The sequence below is a fragment of the Georgenia faecalis genome, assembly GCF_003710105.1.
In the GTDB taxonomy this organism is placed as follows: domain Bacteria; phylum Actinomycetota; class Actinomycetes; order Actinomycetales; family Actinomycetaceae; genus Georgenia_A; species Georgenia_A faecalis.
Window position 1 is genome coordinate 1,026,686 of sequence record NZ_CP033325.1, and the last position, 26,187, is coordinate 1,052,872.

A 26,187-nucleotide genomic window follows, 5' to 3' on the forward strand; every position below is an offset into this window, starting at 1 on the left:
AACCCCGCCGGTACCCGGCCCGATAGCCTGCGCGCCATGCTCGTCAACGCCCGTGACCTGTCCGTCGGCTACGGGGCGGGGCCGGTGTGCGCGCCCGTCACCCTCACCGTCGCCCCCGGGGAGGCGATCGCGGTCATCGGGGCCAACGGCACCGGCAAGTCGACGCTGCTGCGCACCGTCGTCGGGCTCCAGGAGCCGCTGGCCGGGACCGTGGACCTGCTGGGCGCCCCCGCCGACCCGCGGACCGTGGAGTTCCGGGCCGCGGTGGCCAGCGTCCTCGGCGACGACGCGTTCTTCCCCGCCCTCACCGTCACCGAGCACCTCCGCCTCGTCGCCTACGGGCACGGCGTCGACGACGCCGACGGCGTCGTCGACGACCTCGTCGAGGAGTTCGGCCTCACCGACCGCGCGGACGCCCTGCCCTCCGCCCTCTCCTCCGGCCAGCGGCGGCGGGTCCTCCTGGCCGCCGCGTTCGCCCGCCCGCGCTCCCTCCTCGTCCTCGACGAGCCCGAGCAGCGGCTCGACTCCGGGATGCGCAACCGGCTCACCGACCGGCTCGTCGAGGAGCGCGAGGACGGGGGAGCGGTGCTCGTCGCCACCCACGACCCCGTCGTCGTGGCCGGCGCCGCGACCGCCGTCGTCCTCCTGCACGAGGACGGCATCCGCCACCTCGCCCCCGAGGCCGGGGCGGCCGCCATCGAGGCGCTGTGAGCGCCGACGCCCCCGTGCGGGTCCCGTCGGGGCGGGCGATGCGCCGGTGGACCCGGCGCTTCGAGCGGCACCGCAGCTCCACGTCGGTGAGCGACCTGCTCGGGGACGTCTACACCGTGATCCTCACCCTCGCGGTGACCGGCGCCATCGTCGCGGGGGTGGCCGCCCGGCTCGGCGCCGACGTCGCCGGCCGGGAGCCCGTGACGCAGGCCCACCTCGACGTCCGGTGGGTGAGCGTCCTCGCGGCCGTCGCCGCGCTCGCCGCGGTGGCCGGGCTCCTGGGCCGGCTCGGGCCGGTCTCGCTCGGGTCTGCCGAGTCGGGGTGGTGGCTGCCGCTGCCCGGTGACCGCCGCTCCCTCCTCACCCCGGCCGCCCTGCGCTGGCCCGGGTTCGCGGGCGCCACCGGGGCGCTCGGCGGGCTCCTCCTCGCCCTCGCCCTCGCGCCGTCGCCCACGGTGCTCCTCGTCGCGGTGACGGGGGTCCTCGGCGCCGGCGTCGGCGTGGCCCTGGGGGCCGTGCTGGGCCTGGCCCAGGCCCGGCGGCGCGGGCGACGCCTCATGATGCGGGCATCCGACACGCTCCTCGCGCTCGTCCCGGTGGGGGCCCTGGTGCTCGGCCTCGTGCCGACGGCGCCGCCGCGGCTCCTCGGGGCGCCCGTCGTCTCCGCGGCCGTCGTCGCCGTCCTCGCGGGCATGGCCGTCGTGGTGATGCTGCGCCGGCTCCCGGACCTGCGCGACGCCGAGCTGCGCGAGCGCGGGGCGGTGACCGGCCAGCTGCGCGGGGCCGCCCTGTCCATGGACACCCGCGAGCTCGGGCGCGCGCTCAGCCAGGAGGCCACCCCCGCGCAGCGCTCGCGGTCCGCGCGCCTGCGGTGGCTGCGCGGCGCGCGCCGGCGCCCGGGCCTCGCGCTCGTCACCGCCGACGCCCTCCTCCTGGCGCGGTCCACGCGGCACGTCGTCCAGCTCGCCGTGGGGGCGTGCCTGCCGCTCGCCGCGCTGCTCGTCGCCGCGCCGGCGCCGTCGGCCCTCCTCGCCGCGCTCCTCGTCGGGGCGTGGGTGGCGGCGCTCGGCACCGCCGAGGGGGCGCGCTGGGCGGAGATGGCCCCGGTGGTCGACGCGATCCTCCCGCTGTCCGCCCGCGCCGTGCGGTGGTGGCGCCTCGCCGTGCCGACGGCGACCATGGTCCTCTGGTCGCTGGCCGTGTTCGCCGCGGTGGCCTGGCGCTACGGCGACGCCGGACCCTGGCTCGCCCTGGCGGTGCTCAGCGCGCCCGTGTGGGCGGCCGGCGTCCACCGCTCCGCCTACCGCGCGGCGCCGGACTGGTCCGGCCCGCTCGTCATCACCCCGATGGGCGCGTTCCCGCCCGGGATGAGCTCGTTCGCCCTCAAGGGGCCCGACGTCGCCATCCTCGGCGCCGCCCCGGTCGCCGTCGCGCTGCTCGTCGGGACGGCCCCGCCGCTGCTCCTCGCCGTCCAGGCGGTCCTCACCGCCGTCGTCCTCGCGGTGGCGGCGCACGTCCCCAAGCCGCCGGCGCGCGCGGGTGAGACGGGCCCTCGTCCTGGGGCGGACGCGTAGCGCGAGCGCCGGACCGGCGCCGGGCGGGCACCCGCCGGACCGTGCCGACGGGTGCCCGCCCGGGGAGCGGGACCAGGAGCGCAGCGCCTGGTGGCGCGGGTCAGCGGGACGCCGTCTGCCTCCTCCGGGCGGCGAGCGCGCCGGCCGCGGCCAGCAGCAGTGCGGGCACGGCCGCGGCGGCGACGGGGACGCCGGTGCTCGGGAGAGTGCTCCCCGAGCCGCCCGTGCCGCCCGTGCCGCCCGCTCCCGGGCCCGGGGCGCCCGGCGCGGGGCTCCCGGGCGAGGTGGTCGAAGGCGTGCCCGGCGTGGTCGGGTCCGTGCCGGGGGCCGTCGGTTCGCCGCTCGGTGCACCCGTCGGGCCGGCCGTGGGGACGACCGTCGTCGGCTGCTCGCTGGGCTCCTCGCTCGGCTCCTCCGGAACGGTCGGACCGTCCGCGTCCGGCAGGGCGTCGAGGTAGTCGTAGATCGCGAGCCCGATGTCCTGCACGACGGGGTTCCCGATCCGCTGGGTCTCCTCGAAGCTGGGGGAGTCGGTGACCTCCGTGAGGACGACGACGGCCGACTCGTGGCCCGGGACGAGGAAGTAGCCCGTGTCGTGGGTGACGTTGCCGGTCTCCCCGGTCTTGTGGGCGATCGGCTTGTCACCCAGCACGGCGCCGAACTTCGTGTCGACCTCCTGCTGGCTCATCCAGGTGAGGATCTGGTCGCGGGAGGCGGTGGTGAGGAGGTCCCCCCGGTACATCTCCTCGAGCAGCGTGAGGGTGTCGGCGGCGTCGATGACGTTCGGCGGGGAGTCGATGAGGTCACCGGGGAACATCTGCCGGTTGAACCGCATGACCTCCAGACCGAGGTCGTCGAGGAGGGCCTGGGTGGTGGGGATGCCCGTGTAGTAGAGCAGCACGTTGGTCGCCGTGTTGTCGCTGACGACCACCATCCGTCGCGCCACCTCGCGCACCGTCGTGGTGAAGGGCATCTCCTCGTTCTGGAGCGTCCCGGAGCCGCCGACCACCATGTAGGGCGAGATGGTGATGGGGGCGTCGAGGTCGAGCAGGCCGCGTTCCGCCTGCCGCATCACGGTCGCCAGCAGGGACAGCTTGATGACGCTGGCGGGGTTGTAGGGCTCCGGGGAGCCGAGGAGGAGCCGCCCGTCCTCCGCGGTCAGGTCGCTGTAGCCCACGGCCACGCGGATGCCGTTCTCCGCCGCCTGGGCGATGTACGGCTCGACGATGGCGGTGAGGTCGGCCGTGGTGTCGCCGGTGATGCGCGCGAAGTCGTAGACCACCTGCGCGGTCTCCTGCACGAAGGCGTCGGCCTCGGCGCGCGGGATGCTGCCGAACGACGTGGTGGTGGTGAGCGCGATCTCGCGGCCCGGGAGGAGGATGATCCCCGCGTCGTGGGAGACGTCGGCGAGCTCGCCGGTCTTGTTCGCCAGGTGGGGGCGGGGGATGACGGCCCCGTACTTGGTGTCGACGAGCTGGCCGCGCATGAGGTCGACGATGTACTCGCTCGACGTGGGGCTGAGGATCTGCCCGTGCCAGATGAGCGCGATGAGCTCGGTGGTCTCGGCCGCGGTGATGTAGTTCTCCCCCAGGGGAGGGGACGCGGGGTGGATCATCTTGCGGCCGAGGTGCAGGTCCTCGAGGCCGAGGTCCCGGACGTGGTCGTTGACGGCGTCGAACCCGCCGGCGACGTCGATGAGGACGTTGGTCGCGGTGTTGTCGCTCACCTGCACCATGAGCTCGGCGAGCTCCCGCACGGTGATGTCCAGCGGGAACGTCCGGTCCCTCAGCGTCCCTGAGCCCCCGACGATGTTGGGGTCGCCGGCCGGGATCGTGACGACCTGGTCGAGCGAGAGCTCGCCGGCGTCGACGTCGGCCATGAGCGTGGCGAGCAGCGCGAGCTTGATGATGCTGGCCGCCTTGAGCCGCGCGTCCTCACCGGACTGGACCGTGGTCCCGTCGTCGCCTCCGGCGAGGTCGGTCACCGAGACGCTCAGGGTCACCCCCGCAGTGGCGGCCTCCTCGACCACCGCGTCCAGGTCGGCGCGCAGGGCCTCCCAGTCGCCGCCGGGGACCGCCGTCACCGGGGTCGCCGCGGCCGCGACCGTGACCGCACCCACGGCCACCGCCATGGCCGCTCTCGTGAACCGCCTCATTCGTCGACGCATGATGTCGTTCCTTTCGCCTGGGCCGGACCGCGCGGGAGTCGTCTCGCGAGTACTACCGGACGGGCGTTTCCGCGGCGTTTCTCCCTGTTGCCCCGACATGTCGCCGGCACGCACGCGTGCGCCGGGCCCGGCGCGAGCTGCCAGGATGCGTCGATAGGCTCGGCGGATGACACGGATCGTCGCCGGCACCGCCGGCGGGCGTGCGTTGCGCGTCCCCCGGACGGGCACCCGGCCCACGAGCGAGCGCGTGCGCGAGGCCCTCTTCTCCCGGCTCGAGCATGCCGGGGCCGTCGACGGCGCCCGCGTCCTCGACCTCTTCGCCGGGTCCGGCGCGCTCGGCCTCGAGGCCGCGAGCCGCGGGGCGCGCTCGGTCGTCCTCGTCGAGGTGGCCCGGGCGGCCGCGGAGCTCTGCCGGCGCAACGCGCGGGAGGTGGGGCTGGCGGCGGTGACCGAGGTGGTGCCGGCGAAGGTGGCGACGTACCTCGCCGGGGAGCCCGGCGAGCCGTTCGACCTCGTCCTCCTCGACCCGCCCTACGACCTTGCGCCCGAGGAGGTCGCCGCGGCGCTCGACCGCCTGGCCCAGGGGTGGCTGGCGCCCGGGGCGACGGTCGTCCTCGAGGCCGCCCGCCGCGCCCCGGCCACCACCTGGCCGGAGCCGCTGGAGGACGACGGCGAGCGCCGGTACGGCGACACGACACTGCGCTTCGCCTCCGTGCCCCTGGACGCCGGGGCGCCTACCGTGAAGGACATGCCCGTCCCGCCCGGTGGTCCCCGATGAGCCTGGCCGTCTGCCCCGGCTCGTTCGACCCGGTGACGCTGGGCCACGTCGACATCGTCCGCCGTGCGCGGTCGATGTTCGACGAGGTGGTCCTCGGCGTCGCCCGGAACTCCGCCAAGAGCCCCCTGTTCGACCTCGAGCAGCGCCTCGCCCTCGCCCGCGAGGCCGTCGCCGGCCTCGACGTGCGCGTCGAGCCGGTGCCCGGCCTGCTCGCCGACTTCTGCCGCCAGGTGGGCGCGACCGCCATCGTCAAGGGCCTGCGGGGCGCCGCGGACGTCGACGCCGAGGTCCCCATGGCCCTGATGAACCGCCACCTGTCCGGCGTGGAGACCGTGTTCGTCGTCGGTGACGGCGCGCTCGCCCACGTCGCGTCGTCGCTCGTCAAGGACGTCGCCCGGCACGGTGGCCGCGTCGACGACCTCGTCCCGCCCGGCGTTGCCGCCGCCCTTGCCACCGCCTTCCCCGCCCGCCCCACCACAGGAGCCACCTCATGACGACGCCTAGCACGTCCACCAAGGACGGAACCTCTCTCATCGCAATCCTCGACGAGCTCAGCGAGATGCTCAGCCAGGCCCGCGCCATGCCCATGTCCGCGTCCGTGCTCGTCAACCGCGCCGAGGCGCTCGACCTGCTCGACGCGGCCCGCTCGGTCGTGCCCGACGAGATCTCCGCCGCCGACGACGTCCTCCACGGCGCCGACGCCGTGCTCAGCCAGGCGCGCGAGCAGGCGGCGGACATCGTCGCGCGGGCCCGCGCCGAGGCGGAGCGGCTGGTCGCCTCCGACGCCGTCGTCGCGGCCGCCGAGCAGCGCGCGGCGCAGCTCGTCGCCGAGGCCGAGGCGCGCGCCGCCGAGCTCGCCCGCAAGGGTGACGAGTACTGCGACCGCCAGCTCGCCCAGTTCGAGATCGACCTCGGGGCGATCGCCACGCAGGTCCGCGCCGGGCGCGACCGGCTCGCCAGCCGCGGGGTCGGCCCCCGCGCCCAGGACCGCACCCAGGACCGCACCCAGGACCGGGCCTAGGACCGGGCCCAGGACTGAGCCAGGGCCGGCCCGGGTCCGTTCGCGGTCCCGGGCCCGGCCGCTGCGCCACCACCCGCCCGCGGCGCCGGGGCGCCCCGGGTTACCATCGTGCGGCCGGCCGTGGACGGCTCCGGCCCTCCTCCCGCGCCGGCCTCGCCGCACTACGTTCGGAGCCACACCGTGGACGCTCGTTCACCCCTCGTGATCAACACGCACGACCTCAGCCGCCGGCCCGGGTCGATGATCCCGCTCGCGCGGACCGTCCCGGCCGCCGAGGACTTCGGCACCGAGGTCATCGGCGTGCCCGTGGGGTCCGACGTCGACCTCGACCTCCGCCTCGAGTCCGTCATGGACGGCGTCCTCGTCTCCGGCGAGGTGCGCACGCGCGCCGCCGGGCAGTGCGTGCGGTGCCTGGGCGAGGTGGACGAGCCGCTCACGGTCCACCTCAGCGAGCTCTACCTCTACCCGGGCAAGCGGGACGCCGCGCGCGAGGCGGGGGACGAGGACGCCGAGGAGCTGCCCGAGCTCGAGGGCGACCTCCTCGACCTCGAGCCGGCGCTGCGCGACGCCGTCGTCCTCGCCCTGCCGTTCCAGCCGCTGTGCACCCCGGACTGCCCGGGCCTGTGCCCGGTGTGCGGGGAGCGCATGGCCGACCTGCCCGAGGGGCACGGCCACGACGACGTCGACCCGCGCTGGTCGGCCCTCGCCGGCCTCCTCGACGACGAGAAGGCACCCGGCGCGGGACGCGAGGCCTGATGGCGCGGCGCGCCCCCGTCCAGGAGGCCCGCGACGACGTCGACGTCCTCCTCGAGCGGCTAGGCCTGACGATCGACCCCGAGCTCCTCGTCCTCGCCCTCACGCACCGTTCCTTCGCCCACGAGGCGGGCGGCATCCCGACGAACGAGCGCCTGGAGTTCCTCGGCGACTCCGTGCTCGGGATCATCGTCACCGAGCACCTCTACCGCGCCCACCCGGACACTCCGGAGGGCGACCTCGCCAAGATGCGGGCGGCGACGGTGAGCCAGCGCGCCCTCGCGCAGGTGGCGCGGGAGCTGGGCCTGGGCGACTTCGTCCTCCTCGGCCGGGGCGAGCTCGTCACCGGGGGGCGGGACAAGGACTCCATCCTCTCCGACACGGTGGAGGCTCTCATCGGTGCCGCCTACCTGTGCCACGGGCTCGAGCCCACCCGGGGAATGGTCGAGCGGCTCGTCGCCGACCTCCTCGGGCACGCCGCCGCCCTGGGCGCCGGGCTGGACTGGAAGACGAGCCTGCAGGAGCTCGCCGCCGCCCACGAGCAGCCCGGCCCGACGTACGCCGTGGTGGGCTCCGGGCCGGACCACGCCCGCAGCTTCGTCGCCACCGTCACCCTCGGCGCGCAGCCGTACGGCACCGGCGCGGGGACGTCGAAGAAGATCGCCGAGCAGCGGGCCGCCAAGGACGCCTACGAGCGGCTCCTCGCCGAGCAGCCCGCGGCCGGGGCCTCGGGCGTGGCCGGCACCGCGGACCGTGCCTGAGCTTCCCGAGGTCGAGACCGTCCGGGCGGGGCTCGCGGCGCACGTCGTCGGCCGGACGGTCGCCGGCGCGGAGGTCCGGCACCCGCGGGCCGTCCGTCACCACGTCGGCGGGGGCGCCGACCTCGCGGCCCGCCTGGCGGGGCGCACCATCACCGCCGCCGTCCGCCGCGGCAAGTACCTGTGGCTCGACCTTGACGGCGCCGGGGACGCCCTCCTCGCCCACCTGGGGATGAGCGGCCAGCTCCTCGTCACCCGCCCCGACGGCGCTGCCCCCGCCGAGGCGGTGGGCCCCGTGCCGACGATGGTCCGCCCGGTGAGCGGGGGCGACGCCCACCTGCGCGTCCGGGTGGACTTCACCGACGGAGCCCGCCTGTCCTTCGTCGACCAGCGCACGTTCGGGCACGTGCTCCTCACCGACCTCGTCCCCACCCCCGACGGCGGGCCGGGCGGGCACGGCTCCGCGGTGCCGGCCCTGCCCGCGCCGGTCGCCCACATCGCCCGCGACCTCCTCGACCCCGGCCTCGACCGGGCGGCGGCGTCGCGGCGGCTGCGCACCCGCCGGACCGAGGTCAAGCGGGCCCTCCTCGACCAGACGCTCGTCTCCGGGGTGGGCAACATCTACGCCGACGAGGCGCTGTGGCGGGCCGCCCTGCACCCGCGCCGCCCCACCGACCGCCTGCGACCGGCGACGGTGCGCGAGCTGTTCGACGCCGCGGAGGCGGTGATGCGCGACGCCCTCGCCGCCGGCGGCACCTCCTTCGACGCCCTCTACGTCGACGTCGAGGGGGCGAGCGGATACTTCGCCCGCTCCCTGGACGCCTACGGCCGGGCCGGCCTGCCGTGCCGGCGGTGCGGCGCCCTCATGGTGCGCGAGCACTTCATGAACCGGTCCTCGACGCTGTGCCCGCGCTGCCAGCGGCCCCCGCGCGGCTCCGGCCCCTGAGCGCCCCTCCGGCGCCTGAGCCCCCCCTCCGGCGCCTGAGCGCCCGGACGCACCGCCGTCGCGAACCGCCGGAGCGCGCTCCGCCGGGGGGTCGCGGCCGCGCCTCGGTAGGCTCAGGGCGTGCCTACCGACCAGCCCGTGCCTGCCGCCCCGCGCGACGTCCGCGTGATGATCGTCGACGACCACGAGATCGTCCGCCGCGGGATCGCCGAGATCGTCGATCGCGCGGACGGCCTCACCGTCGTCGCGGAGGCGGGGTCGGTCGCCGAGACGCTACGGCGCGCCCCGCTGGTGCGCCCCGAGGTCGTGCTCATCGACCTCCAGCTGCCCGACGGCACGGGCATCGACATCATCCAGGCGCTGCGCGAGTCCCTGCCCCAGGCCCGCCCGGTGGTCCTCACCTCCTTCGATGACGACGACGCGCTGGCCGCCGCGCTCCAGGCCGGGGCGAAGGCCTACCTCCTCAAGACGGTGCGCGGCGCCGAGATCGCCGACGTCATCAAGGCAGTGGCGGCCGGGCGGACCCTGCTCGACGACCGGACCGTCATGCGTCGGCGTGCCGACCACGAGGACCCGACCGCGGACCTCACGCCGTCCGAGCGCAAGGTCCTCGAGCTCATCGGCGACGGGATGTCGAACCGGGAGATCGGCGAGCGGCTCGGGGTGGCCGAGAAGACCGTGAAGAACCACATCACGTCGCTGCTGAGCAAGATGGGCCTGCAGCGGCGCACCCAGGTGGCCGCGTGGGTCGCCGGCCAGCGCGCGAGCGGCTGGCGCACCAGCTGACCACGCGGGCCGGCGGGGCCCCACGGGCCTGAGCCCCGCGCGGCCTGGGCCCCGTGTGCGGTCGCCGGCCGCCGGCCGGCGCCGCGGCTAGGTGAGCGGCACCTGCCAGGAGAGCAGCGTGCCGCGGCCGCTCTCCGTCGTGCCCAGCGAGAAGGTGCCGCCGTGCCGCCGGGCGCGCACGGCGAGGTTGTCCAGCCCGGAGCGGCGGGTGGAGGCCGGGTTGACGCCCGCGCCGTCGTCCTCCACCTCGACGGCGACGTGGCCCGTCGGACCGGAGCCGTGGACCGTGACCCGGACCTGGACCGAGGACGCGCGCGCGTGCCGGGCGGCGTTGGCCAGGCCCTCCCGCACGACGGCGACGACGTCGTCGGAGATGTCCGGGTCCACCCGGTCGGCGATGGTGCCGACGAGGCGGGCCTCGCGCTCGTCGTCGCTCACCACCTCGCCGTCGACGTCGATGACGAGCGACGGCGCGAAGCTCAGGCCCGTGCGCGCGAGGGAGGCCTCCCGGCGCAGCCGCTCGACGAGGACGACGGCGGTGTCCGGCTCGCGCAGGGAGTGCACGATGCTCCGGATCTGCCGGACGCTGTCGTCGACGCTGGTGAGGGAGTCCTCGAGCGTGGTGGCCACCCAGGCGAGCTCGGGGCCGCTCTTGGCGACCGCGGCGCGCGCCGCCTCGAGCTGCATCCCGGTGGCGAAGAGCTGCTGGATGGCGAGGTCGTGGAGGTCCCGCGAGATGCGCTGGCGCTCGTCGAGCAGGGCCGCGACGTCCTGGGCGTGCCGGGCGCCGGCGAGCTCGAGGGCGAGCGCGGCCTGCGAGGCGACCGACTCCGCCATGGCCAGCTCGGAGCCGGTGAACTCGGGCTCGCCCTGGAGGCGCAGGAGGATGAGGACGCCGATGCCGGTGCCCTGGGCGAGCATCGGGGCGTAGAGGGCGGGCCCGTACCGGCCGAGCTGCGGCACCCGCATGGAGCGGGCGCGCGAGAGGGAGTCGACGATCATCCCCGTGCCGTTGGCGAGGACCGTCATCGCCCGGCCCTCCGGCGGGAAGACTGCGCCGACGACGTCCGACGCCCCGACGCCGTCGGCGATCTCGCACGCCCACGTGTCCCCGACCGAGGGCAGGATGATGAGCGCCGCGTCCGCGCGGGCCACCTCGCGGATCTTGGCGGCGATCATCGCCAGCGCCTCCTCCTCCTCGGTGCCCTCGAGGAGGGTGGTGGTGATGTCCTGGCTCACGGCCACCCAGCGCTCGCGGTCGCGCGCGGCGGTGTAGAGCCGCGCGTTCTCCACCGCGACCGCCGCCGCGGCGGCGAGCTGGATCATCGCGGCGGCGTCCGCCTCGGTGAACCCGGTCGGCTTGTCCGCGAGGTAGAGCCGGCCGTACACCTGCTCGCGGATGCGGACCGGGACGCCGAGGAACGTCTGCATGCGGGGGTGGTGCTCCGGCCAGCCGCCGAAGTGCGGGCTGGCGGCGATGTCGTCGATGAGGAGGTAGCCGTCCGCGGGGATCGCCCCGAGCACGCCCCGGCCGCGGGGCGTGTGCCCGAGCAGCCGCGCGGTCTCGGCGTCGACGCCGTGGTGGACGAAGGTCGCGGTCTCGCCGCGGTTGTCGAGGACGCCCAGGGCGGCGTAGCGGGCCCCGGTGAGCTGGGCCGCGCTCTCGACGAAGCCCTCGAGCACGCCTTCGAGGTCGAGCCGGGCGGTGAGGTCGAGCGCCGCTCCGAAGAGCGGGGCGGCGCGGTCGACCGCCTCCGCGACGGTGACCCCGTCAGACGTGCCGTGCGTCCCCATCGCCACCCTCCTTCATGAGCCGGTGGCCCTTCGCGGCCACGGCTCGTGTGGTGCCAGCACGGTAGCCGGTGGGCCCGCGGGGCACCCGTCCGAAGGCTGCCGCACCGGTGCCCCGACCGGCGGGTCGCGGGGCAGGTGGGGTGTGCTGTGCGATACTGGCCGGGATCGGCGGGCAGGTCCACACCCCGTCCTCCGGTCCGACGACGTACAGGTCGCGCTGGTCCGCCCCGCTCCCTCGCGCCGCCTCACCATCCGGGTGAGTGCGCTGCAGCAGAAGCGGGCGCCGCGCTCGCACGGCCGGCTGCTTGCCGGTGCACGAGGACCGATACGGCGTCGCCGCCAGTCCCCGCGGCCTGGCGAGACCCATGACTTCCGTCGCCGGCCACGGCCGACGACGACCAACCGCCCACGGGCGCCGGTGGTGTGGACGGTGCCGGTGGGGCAGGGATGTACCCATGAGCGAGAACGACAGCACCACCACCCCCGCGGCCGAGGCGGCACCGCCGCGTCGGGCCCCCCGGCGCCGGGCGACGAGCCCGACGGCGGCGCCCACCACGACGAGCCCGACGGCGGCGCCCGCCACGACGAGCCCCGCCGCGGCCGACGCCGCCGCCAGCACCACTGACGCACCGGCGACGGCGGCACCCGCCAGGGCGCGCCGCCCGCGCGCCACCGCCGCCGCGTCCGCGCCTGCCGTCACCCCGGAGGGCGAGGCGCCCGAGGCCGCGCCCAAGGCGCGCCGCCGCAGCACCAAGGCCGCTGCCGCTCCCGCGAGCACTTCGGACCAGCCGGCCCCCGAGGCGGCCGCCCCCGAGGCTGCTGCGCCCGAGGCTGTTGCCGAGGCCGCGCCCAAGGCGCGTCGCCGCAGCACCAAGGCCGCCGCCGCTCCCGTGACCACCTCCGACGCGCCGGCCCCCGAGGCCGCTGCGCCCGAGGCTGCTGCCGAGGCTGCACCCAAGGCGCGTCGCCGCAGCACCAAGGCCGCTGCCGCGCCCGCGACCACCTCCGCCGACGCGGCGCCGGAGGCCGCTGCGGCCGAGACCGCTGCGCCCGAGGCTGCTGCCGAGGCGGCCCCCAAGGCGCGTCGCCGGAGCACCAAGGCCGCTGCCGCGCCCGCGACCACCTCCGACGCGCCGGCCCCCGAGTCCGCTGCGCCCGAGGCGGCTGCCGAGGCGGCCCCCGCCAAGCGCCCGGCCCGGACGCGCAAGCCCCGCACGACGGCGGACACCGCCGCCCCCGCTGCCACGACGGAGGCCGTGCCCGCCGAGGCTGCGCTCGGCGAAGCCGTGCCCGCCGACGCCACCCCGGCCGAGTCGGCCGCGCGGACCGAGCCCGCCGCGCCGACCCGCCGCCGTCGGTCCAAGGCCGCGGCCACCACCGAGCGGTCCGCCACGCAGGACGCCCCCGCGCGCTCGCCGGAGCAGACCCTCGACGTGCTCAAGGAGCTCGGGCTCCCGGCCGCTCAGGCTCCGGCCGCGCAGGCGCCGGCTGCCCCGGCCGAGCAGGAGAAGCCCGCACGGTCCCGCCGCGGCCGCGGCAGGGCGACCACGCCTGCCGCCGCGGAGCAGAACGCCCCCCAGGCCGCCCCCGCGGCCGAGACGCCCGAGCCCAGCGGGGACGATGGCCCCCGCCTCGCCGCCACCGCCCTGCTCTTCCAGGCCCCCGACCTCACCAAGGCCCGTGGCCGCCGTCGACCCGCACGCGCGGAGGTCCCCGCCGAGGTCCCCGCCGAGGAGGAGACGGTCGAGGAGCTGGCCGAGGACGAGGCGCTCACCGAGGCGACGGCCGAGGAGGAGACCACCGAGGTCGCCGCCGAGCCCGAGACCGACACCGAGGACGCCGACGAGGACTCCGACGAGGAGGCGACCGGCCAGCGCCGTCGCCGCCGTCGGGGTGGACGTGGGCGCCGCAACCGCACGGGCCAGCGCGAGGGCGGGACCGACGAGGGGTCCGACGACGCCGAGGACTCCGCCGAGGCCGAGACCCCCGCCGTGGATGAGACCTCTCGCGAGGAGCCCCGTGCCGACCAGACGGACGAGGGGGACGACGAGTCCGAGGGTGGCACCCGTCGCCGTCGGCGTCGTCGCAGCGGCGGCCGTGGGGGCGAGGGCGAGAGCTCACCCGCCCGCGAGGGCCGCACCGCCCGCGACGAGGTCACCGCACTCAAGGGCTCGACGCGCCTCGAGGCCAAGCGCCAGCGCCGCCGCGACGGCCGCGACGCCGGTCGCCGCCGCACGACGATCACCGAGTCCGAGTTCCTCGCCCGCCGTGAGGCGGTCGACCGCTCGATGGTCGTCCGCGAGAAGTCCGGGCGCACCCAGATCGCCGTCCTCGAGGACGGCGTGCTCGTCGAGCACTACGTCGCCCAGAAGACGCAGAGCTCGATGGTCGGGAACGTCTACCTCGGCCGCGTCCAGAACGTCCTGCCGAGCATGGAGGCCGCGTTCGTCGACATCGGCAAGGGCCGCAACGCGGTCCTCTACGCCGGTGAGGTCAACTGGGACGCCGCCGGCATGGAGGGTCAGCCGCGCCGCATCGAGCACGTGCTGTCCTCCGGCGACGCCGTCCTCGTCCAGGTGACGAAGGACCCCATCGGTCACAAGGGGGCGCGCCTCACCGCGCAGATCACCCTGGCCGGGCGCTACCTCGTGCTCGTGCCGAGCGGCGCCATGACCGGCATCTCGCGCAAGCTCCCCGAGAACGAGCGGGCGCGCCTCAAGAAGCTCCTCAAGGAGATCGTCCCGGCCGGCTCCGGCGTCATCGTCCGGACCGCGGCCGAGGGGGCCACCGAGGAGCAGCTGCGCGCCGACGTCGAGCGCCTCACCGCCCAGTGGGCGGACATCGAGGCCAAGCAGAAGACCGCCAAGACCGCCCCCGTCCTGCTCCGCGGCGAGCCCGAGCTGGCCGTGCGCGTCGTGCGCGACGTCTTCAACGAGGACTTCACCTCGCTCACCGTCTCCGGTGACGAGGCATGGGAGACCATCTCCACGTACGTGCGTTCGCTCGCGCCGGACCTCGCGGAGCGGATGCACCACTGGACCTCGAGCAAGGACGTCTTCGCCGCGCACCGGGTCGACGAGCAGCTCGCCAAGGGGATGGACCGCAAGGTCTGGCTGCCCTCCGGCGGCTCGCTCGTCATCGACCGCACCGAGGCGATGACCGTCGTCGACGTCAACACGGGCAAGTTCACCGGTACCGGTGGCACGCTCGAGGAGACGGTGACGCGGAACAACCTCGAGGCCGCCGAGGAGATCGTCCGTCAGCTCCGGCTGCGCGACATCGGCGGCATCATCGTCATCGACTTCATCGACATGGTCCTCGAGTCCAACCGTGAGCTCGTCCTGCGCCGCCTCATCGAGTGCCTGGGACGGGATCGCACCCGCCACCAGGTGGCCGAGGTGACGTCGCTGGGCCTGGTCCAGATGACCCGCAAGCGCGTCGGCCAGGGTCTCGTCGAGGCCTTCAGCGAGACGTGCGAGCACTGCAACGGTCGGGGCTTCATCGTCCACGCCGACCCGGTGGAGCGGGCCCCCGAGGAGGACAACGGCGGTGGCCGTCGTCGTGGCGGCAAGCGCGACGAGGAGGCCGCGGTGGTCGTGCCGGCCGCCGTCGCTGCTCCCGCCGAGCCGGCCCTGAGCCAGGACCCCGCTGCCGTCGCCGCGCGCGAGGCCGTCCGGGCGACCCTTGCGACGATTGCCGCCGCAGCCGCCCAGGCCCACGGGGAGCGCGAGGACGAGGGTGCGACGGCGGACACCGGCGACGCTACGGCGCCCGCCCAGGAGCCGACGGCGACCGCCCCGGCAGACCCGAGCGAGCCCGCCGCGACTGAGCCGGTCGCGGCCGCGACGACCGAGGCCGCGACCACCGAGGCCGACGTGGCCCCGGTCGAGACCGGCTCGGCCGAGACCGCCCCGGTCGCGGCCCCGGTCGAGGCGATCGCCGAGGTGCCCGCCACCGGTGGGCGCAAGCGCCGTCCTCGCCGGGCCTCCTCCTCCGGGAGGGCGCCGGCCACGGAGGCCTCCGGCGGCATGATCACGGCGCCGGCTGAGGCACCCGTAGTCGCACCCGCCGCGTCCGCGTCCACGTCTGCTCCGGCTCCGGTGGCGTCCACGGATGCTCCGGCTCCGCTGGCGTCCGCCCCGGCGGCTGCTCCGGTCGTTGCGGTGGACGTCGCGCGCGCCGACGTCAGCCCGGTCGAGCCCCGCACGTCGGTGTCCGGCGACGGCGAGGCCGCCCAGGCACCGGCGGCTCCCGCCGAGGAGCCGCGCCGTCGTGGCGGTCGCCGTCCGCGTCGGGCGACGTCGGGCGGGCCCGTCACGGCCTGACGGTCCCGCAGCTCGTCCTGCGCCGTGCGGGTGGCTCGCCACCCGCACGGCGCAGCCGTGTCTCCTGACACCGGCGCGTCGATCATTAGACGAAAGGCGCTTCCACCGGCGGTGTGAGCGCCGTTACGTTCTTACCTGCGCCGTCGTACCCCGCGACGCCCCGTACGGACGGAGATCGTCATGGCAGGTCCCGCACGCCTGGTCCAGGGCGCGGTCGCGTTGGTCGCCGCCGGCGCCCTCGCGCTCGCCGCCGTTCCCGCCGTCGCGGCGCCGAGCCGGCCCGGGCCGCCGCCCGTGGAGGTGCGCGTCGCCTCGTACAACATCGCGGCCGGCCGTGGGGCCGACGGGACCTTCGACATCGAGCGGACCGCCCGCGCCATCGCCGAGCTCGACGCGGACGTCATCGCGCTCCAGGAGGTCGACCGGCACTGGGGAGAGCGGAGCCTCAACCTCGACCTTGCCACCGAGCTCGCCGACGCCCTCGGCATGCGCGTCGGCTTCGCGCCGATCTACTCCAACGACCCGCCCGTCGCCGGGGCGCCACGGGCGGAGTACGGCGTCGCGGTCCTGTCCGAGTACCCCATCGTCGACTTCACCAACCACGAGATCACCCGGCTGTCGACGCAGTCGGCGGAGCCCGTCCCGGCGCCCATGCCGGGGTTCGCCGAGGCGGTGATCCAGGCCAAGGGCGCCCGCGTCCACGTCTACTCGACGCACCTCGACTACCGGGCCGACCCCACGGTGCGCGAGCTCCAGGTGGCCGACACCCTGGAGATCCTCGCCGACGACGGGCCGGGTGCCTCCCAGATCCTCCTCGGCGACTTCAACGCGCTGCCCGAGGCGCCGGAGCTCGCCCCGCTGTGGGAGCACCTCACCGACGCGTGGGACGTGGCGGGGGAGGGCGACGGGTACACCTTCCCGGCCGTGGCGCCGGACCGGCGCATCGACTACGTCACGGTCTCGGAGCGCATCCGCGTCGTCGACGCGTTCGTCCCGGCCGCGGGCCTGCCGGCGACCGGGTCCGACCACCGGCCCGTCGTCGCCGACCTCGAGGTGCCCCGGGGCGCCCAGAAGTAGTCGGCTCGGGACGGCTCACCCGGGGGGCGCACCCGGGAGGGCGCGGTCCGCGATCGAGCGCCGCGCGTCGCGGACGGCCGTGTGGATCTGGTGGACGAAGCACTCCATGCCCGGAGCCAAGCCGTGGTGGGTCACCCACTCGGCGAGCTGGGCGACGACACGGACCTGCACCCGGGCATCCGCCTGCGCCGGCAGCAGCCACGCGTCCTCGAGGAACCCCGGCAGCGCCGCGATGAGCGCCTCCGGCGGGGCAACCCGGGCGACGGCGGCCACGGGGTCGATCTCCCGCTCCGCCTCGACGAGGATCCGCTCGTCGGGGACGAGGGCGCGCTCGGCCTCGGTGTCGAGGAAGACGTCGAGGTGGCGTCGCACGGCGATGATCCGGGCGCGCGTGGCGGGGTGGTCGCTCATTGCCGCGTCGGCGAAGAACGCCTCCAGGGCCTGCGCCATCGACACCGGCACGGTCGTGTCGTCCATGAGCCGATGCTGGCACCGACCACTGACATCGGTCCGTCCGCCGCGCGCCGTACCGGCGCCGTCGTGGACCCGCGCCGCGTCTCGTGCCACGGTGTCCCCATGAGCAATGAGCTGGAGCTGCAGGAGCTGACGGCAGGGGAGGCCCAGGAGCGCGAGGGGCTGGCCGACTGGCGCGTCCTTCGCGGGCGGCTGCACGCGACGTTCCGCACGGGCTCGATGGTGCGCGGCGCGGAGCTGGTCGAGCGGGTGGTCGCCGCGGCCGAGGCCCTCGACCACCACCCCGACATCGACCTGCGCTACTTCCGGGTCCACCTGGTCCTCGTCACGCACCGCAACGGCTCGCTCACCGAGGCCGATGTGGCGCTGGCCCGGCACATCTCCGCGATCGCGGCCGAGCTCGGCATCCCCGCCGCCCCCGCCGAGCCGCTCGAGGTCGACATTGCCATCGACGCCCTCGACATCCCGGCGGTGCTGCCGTTCTGGCAGGCGGTGCTCGGGTACCGGCCGGTGAGTGAGGTCGGGCCCGGTGGCGAGCCCGACGCCCTCGAGCACCGTTCGGCGCTCGGGCCGTACGTGTGGTTCCAGCAGATGGACGCCCCTCGGCCGCAGCGGAACCGCATCCACCTCGACGTCGAGGTCCCGCACGACCAGGCCGAGGCCCGCGTCGCCGCCGCCCTCGCCGCGGGAGGCCGCCTGCTCACCGATCGGTGGGCGCCGTCGTACTGGGTCCTCGCCGACCCCGAGGGCAACGAGGCATGCATCTGCACGTGGCAGGGCCGTGACACGGCAGCTCAGTCCCCCGACTGACGATCGCGCGCCCTGAGGAGGCGCCCTGTGGTGAGGAACCGGCCTCAGACCAGGACGGCGAGGAACCCCTGGTCGACGTACCAGCGGACCGGGCGGGCGAGCACGACCATCGCACCCCCGCCGGGCTGGCCGAACCACGGCGCCGCGACGCCCTCCCGGACGTCGGCGGGCAGTGGCACGCGGACCTCGTAGCGGGAGTACGGCGCCCCGATGTCGCTCGGCGGCTGGGACCGGGCGGGGAAGGGGGTGCCCAGCGCGTAGAGGTGGTGCCCGGTCTCGGGCCCCACGCAGTCGAGCACGTCGCCCACCACGAGGCCGTGCGGGCCCGGGCTCCCGTCGCGGCGCTCGGTCCGCTCCCGGATGGCGTCTGCCGTGGCACGACCGCGGTCGATGAGGGCGGCCGGGCTCGACGCCGTCGCCTCGGCCCCGTCACCGCGCTCCTCGACCGCACTCGGCCCGTCGCCGCCGTCGATCGGCTCGCCGACCGGTGTGGCGGCCAGCCGGACGGCAAGGGAGACGGCGTCGTCGAACGTCCACAGCGCCTCGTACGCGGCGAAGCGCCCCCGGCCCACGCCCCCCACGAGGAACTGGGCGCCGTGCGGGACGATCACCCACGGACCCTCCGGCGGTCGGGGCACGTCGGGCGTGGGCTCCGGCGCGAGCACCACGCTGCCCGGCGGGAGCCCGGCGGCCCGGAGAGCCGCCTCGAGGGTACGTGCGTGCGTCATTCGTCCTCCGTCGTCGGGGCGTCGAAGCGGGCCAGAGCGCGCCGCGCCTTCTCCTGCATGCGCCGTCGTGACTCGTTCGCCTCGTCCTCGGTACGGGACCACACGGACCGGCGGGCGAGCAGGCGAGGGGCGAGGTAGTCCACCGCCTCGGCCTCGGACGCGAAATCGAGCGGGAAGTGCTCCTGCCCGCGCTCCCAGGTGCTCACCCGGACCCCGGTCTCGGTGGTGCGCAGGAGCAGCACCCCGTCGATGCGCGGCAACGAGCGGTCCTCCGCGCGGCCGACGTCGTCCGGGTCGAGACCGGCCTCGGCCAGGCGTGCCCGGAGGTCCTCGACGGTGCTCACTCGATCTTCCTCAGGTAGCCATGCTCGATGTACCAGTCGATGGTCTCGTCGAACTTGTACTGGAGCCCGCCACCGGGCTGCTCGAACCAGGGGGCGATGGGGCCCTCGGTGACGGTGTCCGGGAGCGGGCGCAGCACCTCGTAACGGTGGTAGTCGGCTCCGACACTGCTGGGCGGCAGCGCCCGCTCGGCGTAAGGCGTGCCCTCGGGGGAGGCGTAGGACCCTCCGGGCCGGCCCAGCCGGTCGAGGACGTCGCCCGGCTCGATGGTGTTGGGCCGCGGAGGGGCGGCGAAGCCCTCGTCCGCGGGGTAGCGCCACGAGCCCGACGCGCCGTCCGCAGGGTCCCAGTAGCGGTCGTAGAACTCCTGACGGTCGAGCGGTCCGTAGCGCTGGAGGCCGTCGGGGTAGAGGTCGGCGTCCGGCCCGGTACGCGGGACGTCCTTGCCGTCGGTCCAGCCGGGCAGGTCGTCCAGGGGGACGTGGCCGCCCACGTCGTCGAACCGGCCCAGGCCACCGGCGTCGTCGAGCCGCCCGAGGTCGCCGACGTCGTCGAGCCGGTTCCCCGTCGTCGAGAGGTCGCCGAGGGCGTCGACGACGTCGGCCGTGCCCTTGACCCCGCGGGTCGCGACGGCGCCGGCCCCAGCTGTCACGACGGCCGCCACGGCATCGGGCACGAGGTGCCCGAGCGCGCGGGCCGGGTCGTCCGCCCAGGTGTCCCAGTCGAGCACGGCCTTGCCGAGGGTCTTGCCGAACTCCGCGGGGTCCTCGCGCAGCGCCGTGACCATGTCCCCGACCTGCTCGACCCCCATCCGGTAGCGCGCGGCCATCTCCTCGGGGGTGAGGCGCCCGGTCGCGAGGGCCATCGAGTCCTGCAGGAGGCTGATCGGCGAGCCGGGCAGGGTGAGCAGGTCCCACGTCGCCTCACCCGCGCCCTGGAGGAACCCGCCGATGGCGGCGAGGCCGCTCTCCCACCAGCGCCGCTCCTCGGGGGCGGCCGCGCAACCGGCGCGGACCTCGGTGGCGCACACCTGCCCGGCGGCGTCCAGATCGGCCCGCGCGGAGGCGAGCTCCGCCAGCGCCCCGTCCCGGACCGCCCCGCCGGGGTCGGTGAACGGCAGGATCGTCAGGGTCACGTGCTCGCCCTGGGCGGCCGCCTGGGCGACCTCACGCCGGGCCTGGCTCACGTCAGCGTCGTACGCCGCGCGTGCCTGCCCGGTCACCTGCTCGCCGCGCTCGTACTCCCCGCGGGCCCACTGGGCCCGCAGCTGCGCGCTCTCCAGGGCGTCCGCGTAGGACAGGAGGGCCTGCGCGGCGGTGAGGAAGCCCGTGCCGGCGTCGCGCCACCGGTCGGGCTCGGTGTCCAGGGCGTCCCGGAACCGCTCGGCGGCCCGCCCGCTCCACCCGCCCGTGCTCACCTTGGCGAGCGCGTCCGCGGTCGAGGTGAACACCCCGGCCTTCTCCCGCGCCAGGGTGGCGCGTGCCCGGATACGTCCGGGGTCGCCGTCGATGACGAAGCTGGGCACGCTCACCGGCCCCCGACGCGCACACCGCGCACACGTGCTGCCACCGCGGTCATCGCCTCGTGGCCGGACCGGTCGAGGTCGGCGTAGTTCATTGCCACCTTCCCCATGCGGCCGGCGAGCTCCTCGATGTCCTTGACGAGGTTGTTCATCCCGCGCTCCCACCGTCCGGTGAACTCGTCGACCGCCGACGCCACGGCGTCGCTGCCGAGGTCACCCTTGGCGGGCATGAGGTCGTTGACGTCGTCGTCCTTGAAGAGCTGGACGGTCTCGGCCGCCCCCTGGGCGGCGCGCGCGAGCGTGGGTAGGTCGACGGCGAAGTCGTACGAGGGCATCAGTCGTTCCTCCGCGTCCACAGCCAGGGGTCGATAACCCGCGCAGGTTATCCGACGTCCGGCGGGCGGGACGCCGGCGCCCGCGACGGGGCCCCGGCTCGTCGGCGGACGGGCGCTGGCAGCGAAGTCGATCTACGCTCGAACGATGAGGATCGTCATTGCTGGAGGCCACGGAAAGATCGCGCAGCACCTGGAGCGCCTGCTCGCTGCGCGCGGGGACGACGCCGTCGCGCTGATCCGGAACCCGGACCACGCCGACGAGCTCGCACGGCTCGGCGCGACGCCGGTGACGTTCGACCTGGAGTCGGGCACCTCCGAGGACCTCGTCGGGATCCTCGCGGGGGCCGACGCCGTCGTGTTCGCCGCGGGGGCGGGCGCCGGCAGCGGCGCCGCCCGCAAGCGCACGGTCGACCGGGACGGCGCCATCCTCCTCGCCGACGCAGCGGAGAAGGCCGGCGTGCGGCGCTACGTCATCGTCTCGGCGATCAACGCGGAGCGGGGCGGGGCCGGCATCGAGGACGAGGTCATGGCCGCCTACATGGAGGCGAAGAAGGAGGCGGACGACGACCTCGCCGCCCGCGACCTCGACTGGACGATCGTGCGTCCTGGAGCCCTCACGGACGCACCCGGCACCGGCCGCGTGCGCCTGGCCCACAAGACCGGGTCGGGGGAGGTCCCGCGCGAGGACGTCGCCCGGGTGCTCCTCGCGATGCTCGACGAGCCGGGCACGGCGCGGGTGACCGCCGAGCTCGTCTCCGGGGACACCGCCATCGGTGACGCGGTGGCCGCGCTCGTCCACTGACCACCGGCCGCGGTGATGTGCGGGACACCACAGGCGTCCCGGCACCCGCGGAGCCCTGCGGCATTTGCCCGTGGGACGCCCGCAGCGTAACCTTGAGCGTCGGTGCGTCCCGTGGACGCGCCATCCCGTGCGCCTGACGCGCGCCCCGCGGAACGCCGCAGGGCCGGCTGCGACAGGCCCCGTTACGACAGAGATGAGCAGCAACGTGGTTTACGCGATCGTCAAGGCCGGCGGCCGACAGGAGAAGGTGTCCGTCGGCGACGTCGTCGTCATGGACCAGGTCCGCGGCGCGGTCGGGGACTCGGTCGAGCTCCGCCCCCTCATGCTCGTCGACGGCGAGAAGGTGACGACGGGCGCGGACGACCTCGCCAAGGTCACCGTCACCGCCGAGATCGTGCGCCCCGAGAAGGGGAAGAAGATCACGATCATGAAGTTCAAGAACAAGACCGGCTACCGCAAGCGCCAGGGCCACCGCCAGAAGCTGACCCGCATCAAGGTCACCGGCATCACCAACTGATCTCGCGGCCCGCACCGGGCCCGGTTCCTCACCCGTTCCCTTTACGACGAAAGCAGGTTCGAGATGGCACACAAGAAGGGCGCCAGCTCATCCCGGAACGGCCGCGACTCCAACGCCCAGCGCCTCGGCGTCAAGCGCTTCGGTGGTCAGGTCGTCAAGGCCGGCGAGATCATCGTCCGTCAGCGCGGCACGCACTTCCACCCCGGTGAGAACGTCGGACGCGGCAAGGACGACACCCTGTTCGCCCTCGCGGCCGGCGCCGTCGAGTTCGGTACGCGCCGCGGGCGCAAGACGGTGAACATCGTCTCTGCCGAGGTCTGAGCACCACCCACGACGCACAGCGGGGGCGGCCGGCGCACAGCCGGCCGCCCCCGTTTCGCACGTCCGGCACCAGGCCGGGCAAAATGAGGGCGGCACCAGCCGCCCGGAGGAGGAACGATCATGGCGACGTTTGTCGATCGCGTGGTCCTGCACGCCTCCGGTGGTAACGGCGGCAACGGCGTCGCGTCCATCCGGCGCGAGAAGTTCAAGCCGCTGGCCGGTCCCGACGGCGCCAACGGCGGCCGGGGCGGCGACGTCGTCCTCGTCGTCGACCCCCAGACGACGACGCTGCTCGACTTCCACCACTCGCCCCACCGCCGCGCGCCCTCGGGCACGCAGGGCATGGGCGACATGCGCATGGGCAAGAACGGGCAGGACCTCGTCCTTCCCGTGCCCGACGGCACCGTCGTCAAGACCCCGGACGGCCAGGTGATCGCGGACCTCGTCGGTGCCGGGACGCGCTTCGTCGCGGCCGCGGGAGGACGCGGCGGGCTCGGCAACGCGGCCCTGGCGTCCCCCAAGCGCAAGGCCCCGGGATTCGCGCTGCTCGGTGAGCCCGGCGAGGTCGTCGACCTGGTCCTCGAGCTCAAGACCGTGGCCGACGTCGCGCTCGTCGGCTTCCCCAGCGCGGGCAAGTCGAGCCTCATCGCGGCGATGTCCGCGGCCCGGCCGAAGATCGCCGACTACCCCTTCACCACCCTCGCGCCCAACCTCGGCGTCGTCCAGGCCGGCGAGGAGCGTTTCACCGTGGCCGACGTCCCGGGGCTCATCCCCGGCGCGAGCCAGGGCAAGGGCCTGGGCCTGGAGTTCCTCCGCCACATCGAGCGCTGCGCCCTCATCGTGCACGTCCTCGACTGCGCCACGCTGGAGCCCGGGCGCGACCCCATCAGCGACCTCGACCTCATCGAGGCCGAGCTCGCCGCCTACGCCGGCGACCTCGAGATCGACGGGGGACGCGTGCCGCTCATGGAGCGCACCCGCGTCGTCGTCCTCAACAAGGTCGACGTCCCGGAGGCGCGGGACCTCGCCGAGATGGTCCGCGGCGACCTCGAGGCGCGCGGTCTGCCGGTCTTCGAGATCTCGGCCGCCTCGCACGAGGGGCTGCGCCCGCTGACCTTCGCCCTCGCCCGCCTCGTGCGCGAGGCCCGCGAGGCGGCGCCCGTTACCGGCGTCGCGCGCATCGTCCTGCGGCCGGACGCGGTCGACGAGGCGGGGTTCACCGTCACCCCGCGCCGCCGCCACGACGGCGTCTTCTACCAGGTGCGCGGCGCCAAGCCCGAGCGCTGGGTCCGCCAGACCGACTTCACCAACGACGAGGCGGTCGGCTACCTCGCCGACCGGCTCGCCCGCCTGGGTGTCGAGGACCAGCTGTTCAAGGCCGGTGCGGTCGCCGGGGACGAGGTCGTCATCGGACCGGAGGAGGGCGGCGTGGTCTTCGACTGGGAGCCCACGATGTCCACCGGTGCCGAGCTCCTCGGGCCCCGCGGAGTCGACCTGCGCCTCGAGAACGACGCCCGGCCCACGCGCTCCGACAAGCGACGCGAGTACAAGGAGCGGATGGACGCCAAGGCGGACGCCCGCTCCGAGCTGTGGACCGAGCGCGAGGCCCGGCACTGGACCGACCCGGCGGACGCCGACCCGCAGCCGTAGGGGTCTCAGGCGAGGTCGGCCCGCAGGAGCAGGCCGACCCCGCCGTCGAACCGGGTGCTGTGGAACGCCGCCGCCCGCGCGACCGCTAGCCGTCCGCGCGGGCTACCGGCTGGCGGAGGATCGTGCGGCGGCGCTCCGGGGGAGTGCGCCGGGCGTCGCTGAGGTAGATCTCGTGGTGCTTGCCCGTCATCCGCAGCCCGTGCCCGGGGATGAACCGGTGGTGCATCTCCTCGAGCACCGGCGCCTCGTCGTCGTAGGACCCGACGTGCAGCGTCTGCACGCTGAGCCCCTCGTCGAACCGCTCGAGGCGCAGGGCGTCGAGGGCTGGGGCGCCGCCCTTACGGGTGACCGTCGTACGGGCGGTGTCGAGGTGATCGGGCGTGATCCAGTCGGGGACCATGATGAGCATCGTCCAGGACCAGCGGGACTTGTCGCGGGCGGTGGTGAACGCGGCCATGTCCGCCGACCACCACACCCCCTCGAGCGGCATCACCGCGTAGTCGCGGCCCAGCTCGCCCTTGCTGAGGAACTTCAGCGCGTACGCGACGGGGTAGATCGTGGTGAGCGCGTCCTGGTACGCCGTCGACGTGTTGGGGTCGCCGTGCCCGTCGATCATGAGGAACTGCAGGGCCGGGACCTCGACGACCGCGAACTCACCGCGCCGGGCGGTGTAGGTCGCGATCTCCTTCTTGTGGTCGGTCTTCACGGGTGCTCCTCACCGATCCTCTCTCGGCCCGAGTCTTGTCGAGGCTCGGCCGCGGGGGAAGGGCGCGGGGGTCAGACACGCCGGTCCTCGCGGCCCGATCGCTGGAACGGCGGCCACGGCCGCGGCCACCGTGCGGGAGGATGGGGCCGTGAACCCGTCGCTGCCCGGCCGCTCCGCGCTCGCGGACGCCCCTCGCGTCGTCGTGAAGATCGGGTCCTCCTCGCTCACCGGCGCCGACGGCCGCCTCGACCTCGACCGGCTCCGCGCCCTCGTCGACGTCCTCGCTGCCCGGCGCGCCCGCGGCCAGCAGGTCGTCCTCGTCTCCTCCGGTGCCATCGCCGCCGGCATCGCCCCGCTGGGCCTGCCGAGCCGGCCGCGGGACCTCGCCACGGCGCAGGCCACCGCCTCGGTGGGCCAGGGCCTCCTCGTCGCCCGGTACACGCAGGCCTTCGCCGCCCACGACCAGCGCGTCGGCCAGGTGCTTCTCACCGCGGAGGACCTCATCCGCCGCCAGCACTACCGCAACGCGCAGCGGGCGCTCGAGCGCCTGCTCACGCTCGGCGTCGTGCCCATCGTCAACGAGAACGACACCGTCGCCACCGACGAGATCCGGTTCGGTGACAACGACCGGCTCGCCGCCCTGGTGGCGCACCTCGTGCGCGCCGACGCCCTCGTCCTCCTCACCGACGTCGACGGCCTCTACGACGGCCCGCCGTCGCGACCGGGCACCGCGCTCATCTCCGAGGTCCACGGCCCGGACGACCTCGCGGGCATCGAGGTCACCGGTCGCGGCACCACCATCGGGACCGGGGGCATGGTGACGAAGCTCGACGCCGCAGCCATCGCCACCGGCGCCGGCGTCCCGGTGGTCCTCACCGCCGCCGAGAACGCCGACCGCGCCCTCGCCGGCGAGGCTGTGGGCACGTGGTTCGCCGTGACCGGGCGCCGCACGAGCACCCGGCGGCTGTGGCTCGCCCACGCCGCGCGGACGAGCGGCCGGGTCGTCCTCGACGACGGCGCCGTCACGGCCATCACCGTGGGCAAGCGCTCCCTGCTGGCGGCCGGGATCACCGCCGTCGAGGGCGACTTCGAGCCGGGCGACCCCATCGAGCTGGCCGCGCCCGACGGCGCCGTCGTCGCCCGTGGCCTTGTCGCCTACAGCGCCGCCGAGGTGGCCACCATGCTCGGGAAGACGACCGACGAGCTGCGCGACGGGCACGGCTGGACCGCCCCGCGCGCCGTCGTCCACCGCGACGACCTCGTCGTGGTCAAGCGCGCCTGACCCGCCCG

25 protein-coding genes are annotated in these 26,187 nt (G+C 75.4%); 17 read left to right on the forward strand and 8 right to left on the reverse strand.

Features of this window, described 5'->3' with window-relative positions; translation table 11 throughout:
• Positions 1 to 36 precede the first annotated feature (36 nt).
• Together EBO36_RS04375 and EBO36_RS04380 are read left to right on the forward strand one after the other, a co-directional pair.
• Complete coding sequence (locus tag EBO36_RS04375) at positions 37 to 711, forward strand: ABC transporter ATP-binding protein (protein ID WP_122823537.1); 675 nt, start codon at positions 37 to 39, stop codon at positions 709 to 711.
• Complete coding sequence (locus EBO36_RS04380) at positions 708 to 2,285, forward strand: DUF6297 family protein (RefSeq protein ID WP_122823538.1); 1,578 nt, start codon at positions 708 to 710, stop codon at positions 2,283 to 2,285. Before EBO36_RS04375 ends, EBO36_RS04380 begins: the two co-directional genes overlap by 4 nt.
• A gap of 100 nt (positions 2,286 to 2,385) precedes the next feature.
• On the opposite strand, the gene EBO36_RS04385 is transcribed toward EBO36_RS04380, so the two are convergent.
• Positions 2,386 to 4,416 carry a serine hydrolase gene (locus tag EBO36_RS04385; RefSeq protein ID WP_122823539.1) on the reverse strand — a complete coding sequence of 677 codons (2,031 nt, stop codon included), beginning with the start codon at positions 4,414 to 4,416 and terminating at the stop codon, positions 2,386 to 2,388.
• A 202-nt stretch (positions 4,417 to 4,618) separates the two neighbouring features.
• Here EBO36_RS04385 and rsmD point away from each other — a divergent pair, with 202 nt between their 5' ends.
• The 7 genes from rsmD to EBO36_RS04420 all read left to right on the forward strand — a co-directional run bounded on the left by rsmD (position 4,619) and on the right by EBO36_RS04420 (position 9,494).
• The gene (gene rsmD, locus EBO36_RS04390; RefSeq protein ID WP_122823540.1) at positions 4,619 to 5,230 is read left to right on the forward strand and encodes a 16S rRNA (guanine(966)-N(2))-methyltransferase RsmD; all 612 of its coding nucleotides are present in this window, start codon (positions 4,619 to 4,621) and stop codon (positions 5,228 to 5,230) included.
• Positions 5,227 to 5,724, forward strand: a complete 498-nt coding sequence (gene coaD, locus EBO36_RS04395; RefSeq protein ID WP_122823541.1) for a pantetheine-phosphate adenylyltransferase — start codon at positions 5,227 to 5,229, stop codon at positions 5,722 to 5,724. Before rsmD ends, coaD begins: the two co-directional genes overlap by 4 nt.
• On the forward strand, positions 5,721 to 6,251 hold the full coding sequence (locus EBO36_RS04400; protein WP_122823542.1) for a hypothetical protein: 531 nt from the start codon (positions 5,721 to 5,723) through the stop codon (positions 6,249 to 6,251). Before coaD ends, EBO36_RS04400 begins: the two co-directional genes overlap by 4 nt.
• Before the next feature lie 201 nt (positions 6,252 to 6,452).
• Positions 6,453 to 7,007, forward strand: coding sequence for a YceD family protein (locus tag EBO36_RS04405; RefSeq protein ID WP_241237007.1), 555 nt, complete (start codon positions 6,453 to 6,455; stop codon positions 7,005 to 7,007).
• Positions 7,007 to 7,765: a ribonuclease III gene (rnc, locus tag EBO36_RS04410; RefSeq protein ID WP_122823543.1), complete on the forward strand. Its 759-nt coding sequence runs from the start codon at positions 7,007 to 7,009 to the stop codon at positions 7,763 to 7,765. The genes EBO36_RS04405 and rnc overlap by 1 nt, the downstream gene beginning before the upstream one ends.
• Positions 7,758 to 8,708 (forward strand): bifunctional DNA-formamidopyrimidine glycosylase/DNA-(apurinic or apyrimidinic site) lyase, encoded by a 951-nt coding sequence (gene mutM, locus EBO36_RS04415; RefSeq protein WP_122823544.1) that lies wholly within the window; start codon positions 7,758 to 7,760, stop codon positions 8,706 to 8,708. The genes rnc and mutM overlap by 8 nt, the downstream gene beginning before the upstream one ends.
• Before the next feature lie 168 nt (positions 8,709 to 8,876).
• Positions 8,877 to 9,494, forward strand: a complete 618-nt coding sequence (locus tag EBO36_RS04420; RefSeq protein ID WP_122825443.1) for a response regulator — start codon at positions 8,877 to 8,879, stop codon at positions 9,492 to 9,494.
• An 87-nt stretch (positions 9,495 to 9,581) separates the two neighbouring features.
• Here EBO36_RS04420 and EBO36_RS04425 read toward each other — a convergent pair whose 3' ends face one another.
• Positions 9,582 to 11,288 carry a GAF domain-containing sensor histidine kinase gene (locus EBO36_RS04425; RefSeq protein ID WP_122823545.1) on the reverse strand — a complete coding sequence of 569 codons (1,707 nt, stop codon included), beginning with the start codon at positions 11,286 to 11,288 and terminating at the stop codon, positions 9,582 to 9,584.
• Between the two features lie 455 nt (positions 11,289 to 11,743).
• Here EBO36_RS04425 and EBO36_RS04430 point away from each other — a divergent pair, with 455 nt between their 5' ends.
• Together EBO36_RS04430 and EBO36_RS04435 are read left to right on the forward strand one after the other, a co-directional pair.
• Entirely contained in the window at positions 11,744 to 15,613 is a 3,870-nt protein-coding gene (locus EBO36_RS04430; RefSeq protein WP_122823546.1) for an Rne/Rng family ribonuclease, read from the forward strand.
• Between the two features lie 180 nt (positions 15,614 to 15,793).
• A complete protein-coding gene (locus EBO36_RS04435) occupies positions 15,794 to 16,690 on the forward strand; it encodes an endonuclease/exonuclease/phosphatase family protein (protein ID WP_122823547.1) in 897 nt (298 codons plus the stop codon).
• 15 nt (positions 16,691 to 16,705) lie between these two features.
• On the opposite strand, the gene EBO36_RS04440 is transcribed toward EBO36_RS04435, so the two are convergent.
• The gene (locus tag EBO36_RS04440) at positions 16,706 to 17,167 is read right to left on the reverse strand and encodes a hypothetical protein (RefSeq protein WP_122823548.1); all 462 of its coding nucleotides are present in this window, start codon (positions 17,165 to 17,167) and stop codon (positions 16,706 to 16,708) included.
• A 99-nt stretch (positions 17,168 to 17,266) separates the two neighbouring features.
• Between EBO36_RS04440 and EBO36_RS04445 the strand changes: the two genes are divergently transcribed.
• Positions 17,267 to 17,974, forward strand: coding sequence for a VOC family protein (locus EBO36_RS04445; RefSeq protein WP_122825444.1), 708 nt, complete (start codon positions 17,267 to 17,269; stop codon positions 17,972 to 17,974).
• Positions 17,975 to 18,018: 44 nt separating this feature from the next.
• Here the strand turns inward: EBO36_RS04445 and EBO36_RS04450 are convergent, their stop codons facing one another.
• From EBO36_RS04450 to EBO36_RS04465, 4 genes are read right to left on the reverse strand one after another with little or no spacing between them, the layout of a single operon-like run.
• Complete coding sequence (locus EBO36_RS04450; RefSeq protein ID WP_122823549.1) at positions 18,019 to 18,702, reverse strand: TNT domain-containing protein; 684 nt, start codon at positions 18,700 to 18,702, stop codon at positions 18,019 to 18,021.
• Positions 18,699 to 19,046: a hypothetical protein gene (locus EBO36_RS04455; protein ID WP_122823550.1), complete on the reverse strand. Its 348-nt coding sequence runs from the start codon at positions 19,044 to 19,046 to the stop codon at positions 18,699 to 18,701. Before EBO36_RS04455 ends, EBO36_RS04450 begins: the two co-directional genes overlap by 4 nt.
• On the reverse strand, positions 19,043 to 20,575 hold the full coding sequence (locus EBO36_RS04460; RefSeq protein ID WP_164471343.1) for a TNT domain-containing protein: 1,533 nt from the start codon (positions 20,573 to 20,575) through the stop codon (positions 19,043 to 19,045). The genes EBO36_RS04455 and EBO36_RS04460 overlap by 4 nt, the downstream gene beginning before the upstream one ends.
• Positions 20,572 to 20,901 (reverse strand): hypothetical protein, encoded by a 330-nt coding sequence (locus EBO36_RS04465; RefSeq protein WP_122823552.1) that lies wholly within the window; start codon positions 20,899 to 20,901, stop codon positions 20,572 to 20,574. Before EBO36_RS04465 ends, EBO36_RS04460 begins: the two co-directional genes overlap by 4 nt.
• Positions 20,902 to 21,046: 145 nt before the next feature.
• Between EBO36_RS04465 and EBO36_RS04470 the strand changes: the two genes are divergently transcribed.
• From EBO36_RS04470 to obgE, 4 genes are all read left to right on the forward strand, one after another.
• The gene (locus EBO36_RS04470; RefSeq protein ID WP_122823553.1) at positions 21,047 to 21,703 is read left to right on the forward strand and encodes an SDR family oxidoreductase; all 657 of its coding nucleotides are present in this window, start codon (positions 21,047 to 21,049) and stop codon (positions 21,701 to 21,703) included.
• A gap of 193 nt (positions 21,704 to 21,896) precedes the next feature.
• Complete coding sequence (gene rplU / locus EBO36_RS04475; RefSeq protein WP_122823554.1) at positions 21,897 to 22,220, forward strand: 50S ribosomal protein L21; 324 nt, start codon at positions 21,897 to 21,899, stop codon at positions 22,218 to 22,220.
• 63 nt (positions 22,221 to 22,283) lie between these two features.
• Positions 22,284 to 22,541, forward strand: coding sequence for a 50S ribosomal protein L27 (gene rpmA / locus EBO36_RS04480; RefSeq protein WP_122823555.1), 258 nt, complete (start codon positions 22,284 to 22,286; stop codon positions 22,539 to 22,541).
• A gap of 120 nt (positions 22,542 to 22,661) precedes the next feature.
• Entirely contained in the window at positions 22,662 to 24,191 is a 1,530-nt protein-coding gene (obgE, locus tag EBO36_RS04485; protein ID WP_122823556.1) for a GTPase ObgE, read from the forward strand.
• 85 nt (positions 24,192 to 24,276) lie between these two features.
• Here obgE and EBO36_RS04490 read toward each other — a convergent pair whose 3' ends face one another.
• Positions 24,277 to 24,897, reverse strand: coding sequence for a GyrI-like domain-containing protein (locus EBO36_RS04490; protein ID WP_122823557.1), 621 nt, complete (start codon positions 24,895 to 24,897; stop codon positions 24,277 to 24,279).
• A 148-nt stretch (positions 24,898 to 25,045) separates the two neighbouring features.
• Between EBO36_RS04490 and proB the strand changes: the two genes are divergently transcribed.
• Positions 25,046 to 26,179, forward strand: coding sequence for a glutamate 5-kinase (gene proB / locus EBO36_RS04495; RefSeq protein ID WP_241237006.1), 1,134 nt, complete (start codon positions 25,046 to 25,048; stop codon positions 26,177 to 26,179).
• Positions 26,180 to 26,187: the final 8 nt, after the last annotated feature.

Bases quoted from the DNA above. Each gene is read 5' to 3' on its own strand.
- EBO36_RS04440 (WP_122823548.1), bottom strand. From the start codon at position 17,167: ATGGACGACACGACCGTGCCGGTGTCGATGGCGCAGGCCCTGGAGGCG.
- rpmA (WP_122823555.1), top strand. From the start codon at position 22,284: ATGGCACACAAGAAGGGCGCCAGCTCATCCCGGAACGGCCGCGACTCC.
- obgE (WP_122823556.1), top strand. From the start codon at position 22,662: ATGGCGACGTTTGTCGATCGCGTGGTCCTGCACGCCTCCGGTGGTAAC.
- EBO36_RS04470 (WP_122823553.1), top strand. From the start codon at position 21,047: ATGAGGATCGTCATTGCTGGAGGCCACGGAAAGATCGCGCAGCACCTG.
- EBO36_RS04435 (WP_122823547.1), top strand. From the start codon at position 15,794: ATGGCAGGTCCCGCACGCCTGGTCCAGGGCGCGGTCGCGTTGGTCGCC.
- rnc (WP_122823543.1), top strand. From the start codon at position 7,007: ATGGCGCGGCGCGCCCCCGTCCAGGAGGCCCGCGACGACGTCGACGTC.
- rplU (WP_122823554.1), top strand. From the start codon at position 21,897: ATGAGCAGCAACGTGGTTTACGCGATCGTCAAGGCCGGCGGCCGACAG.
- EBO36_RS04445 (WP_122825444.1), top strand. From the start codon at position 17,267: ATGAGCAATGAGCTGGAGCTGCAGGAGCTGACGGCAGGGGAGGCCCAG.
- EBO36_RS04400 (WP_122823542.1), top strand. From the start codon at position 5,721: ATGACGACGCCTAGCACGTCCACCAAGGACGGAACCTCTCTCATCGCA.
- EBO36_RS04430 (WP_122823546.1), top strand. From the start codon at position 11,744: ATGAGCGAGAACGACAGCACCACCACCCCCGCGGCCGAGGCGGCACCG.
- EBO36_RS04465 (WP_122823552.1), bottom strand. From the start codon at position 20,901: ATGCCCTCGTACGACTTCGCCGTCGACCTACCCACGCTCGCGCGCGCC.
- coaD (WP_122823541.1), top strand. From the start codon at position 5,227: ATGAGCCTGGCCGTCTGCCCCGGCTCGTTCGACCCGGTGACGCTGGGC.
- EBO36_RS04375 (WP_122823537.1), top strand. From the start codon at position 37: ATGCTCGTCAACGCCCGTGACCTGTCCGTCGGCTACGGGGCGGGGCCG.
- EBO36_RS04385 (WP_122823539.1), bottom strand. From the start codon at position 4,416: ATGGCGGTGGCCGTGGGTGCGGTCACGGTCGCGGCCGCGGCGACCCCG.
- EBO36_RS04450 (WP_122823549.1), bottom strand. From the start codon at position 18,702: ATGACGCACGCACGTACCCTCGAGGCGGCTCTCCGGGCCGCCGGGCTC.
- EBO36_RS04420 (WP_122825443.1), top strand. From the start codon at position 8,877: ATGATCGTCGACGACCACGAGATCGTCCGCCGCGGGATCGCCGAGATC.
- EBO36_RS04425 (WP_122823545.1), bottom strand. From the start codon at position 11,288: ATGGGGACGCACGGCACGTCTGACGGGGTCACCGTCGCGGAGGCGGTC.
- rsmD (WP_122823540.1), top strand. From the start codon at position 4,619: ATGACACGGATCGTCGCCGGCACCGCCGGCGGGCGTGCGTTGCGCGTC.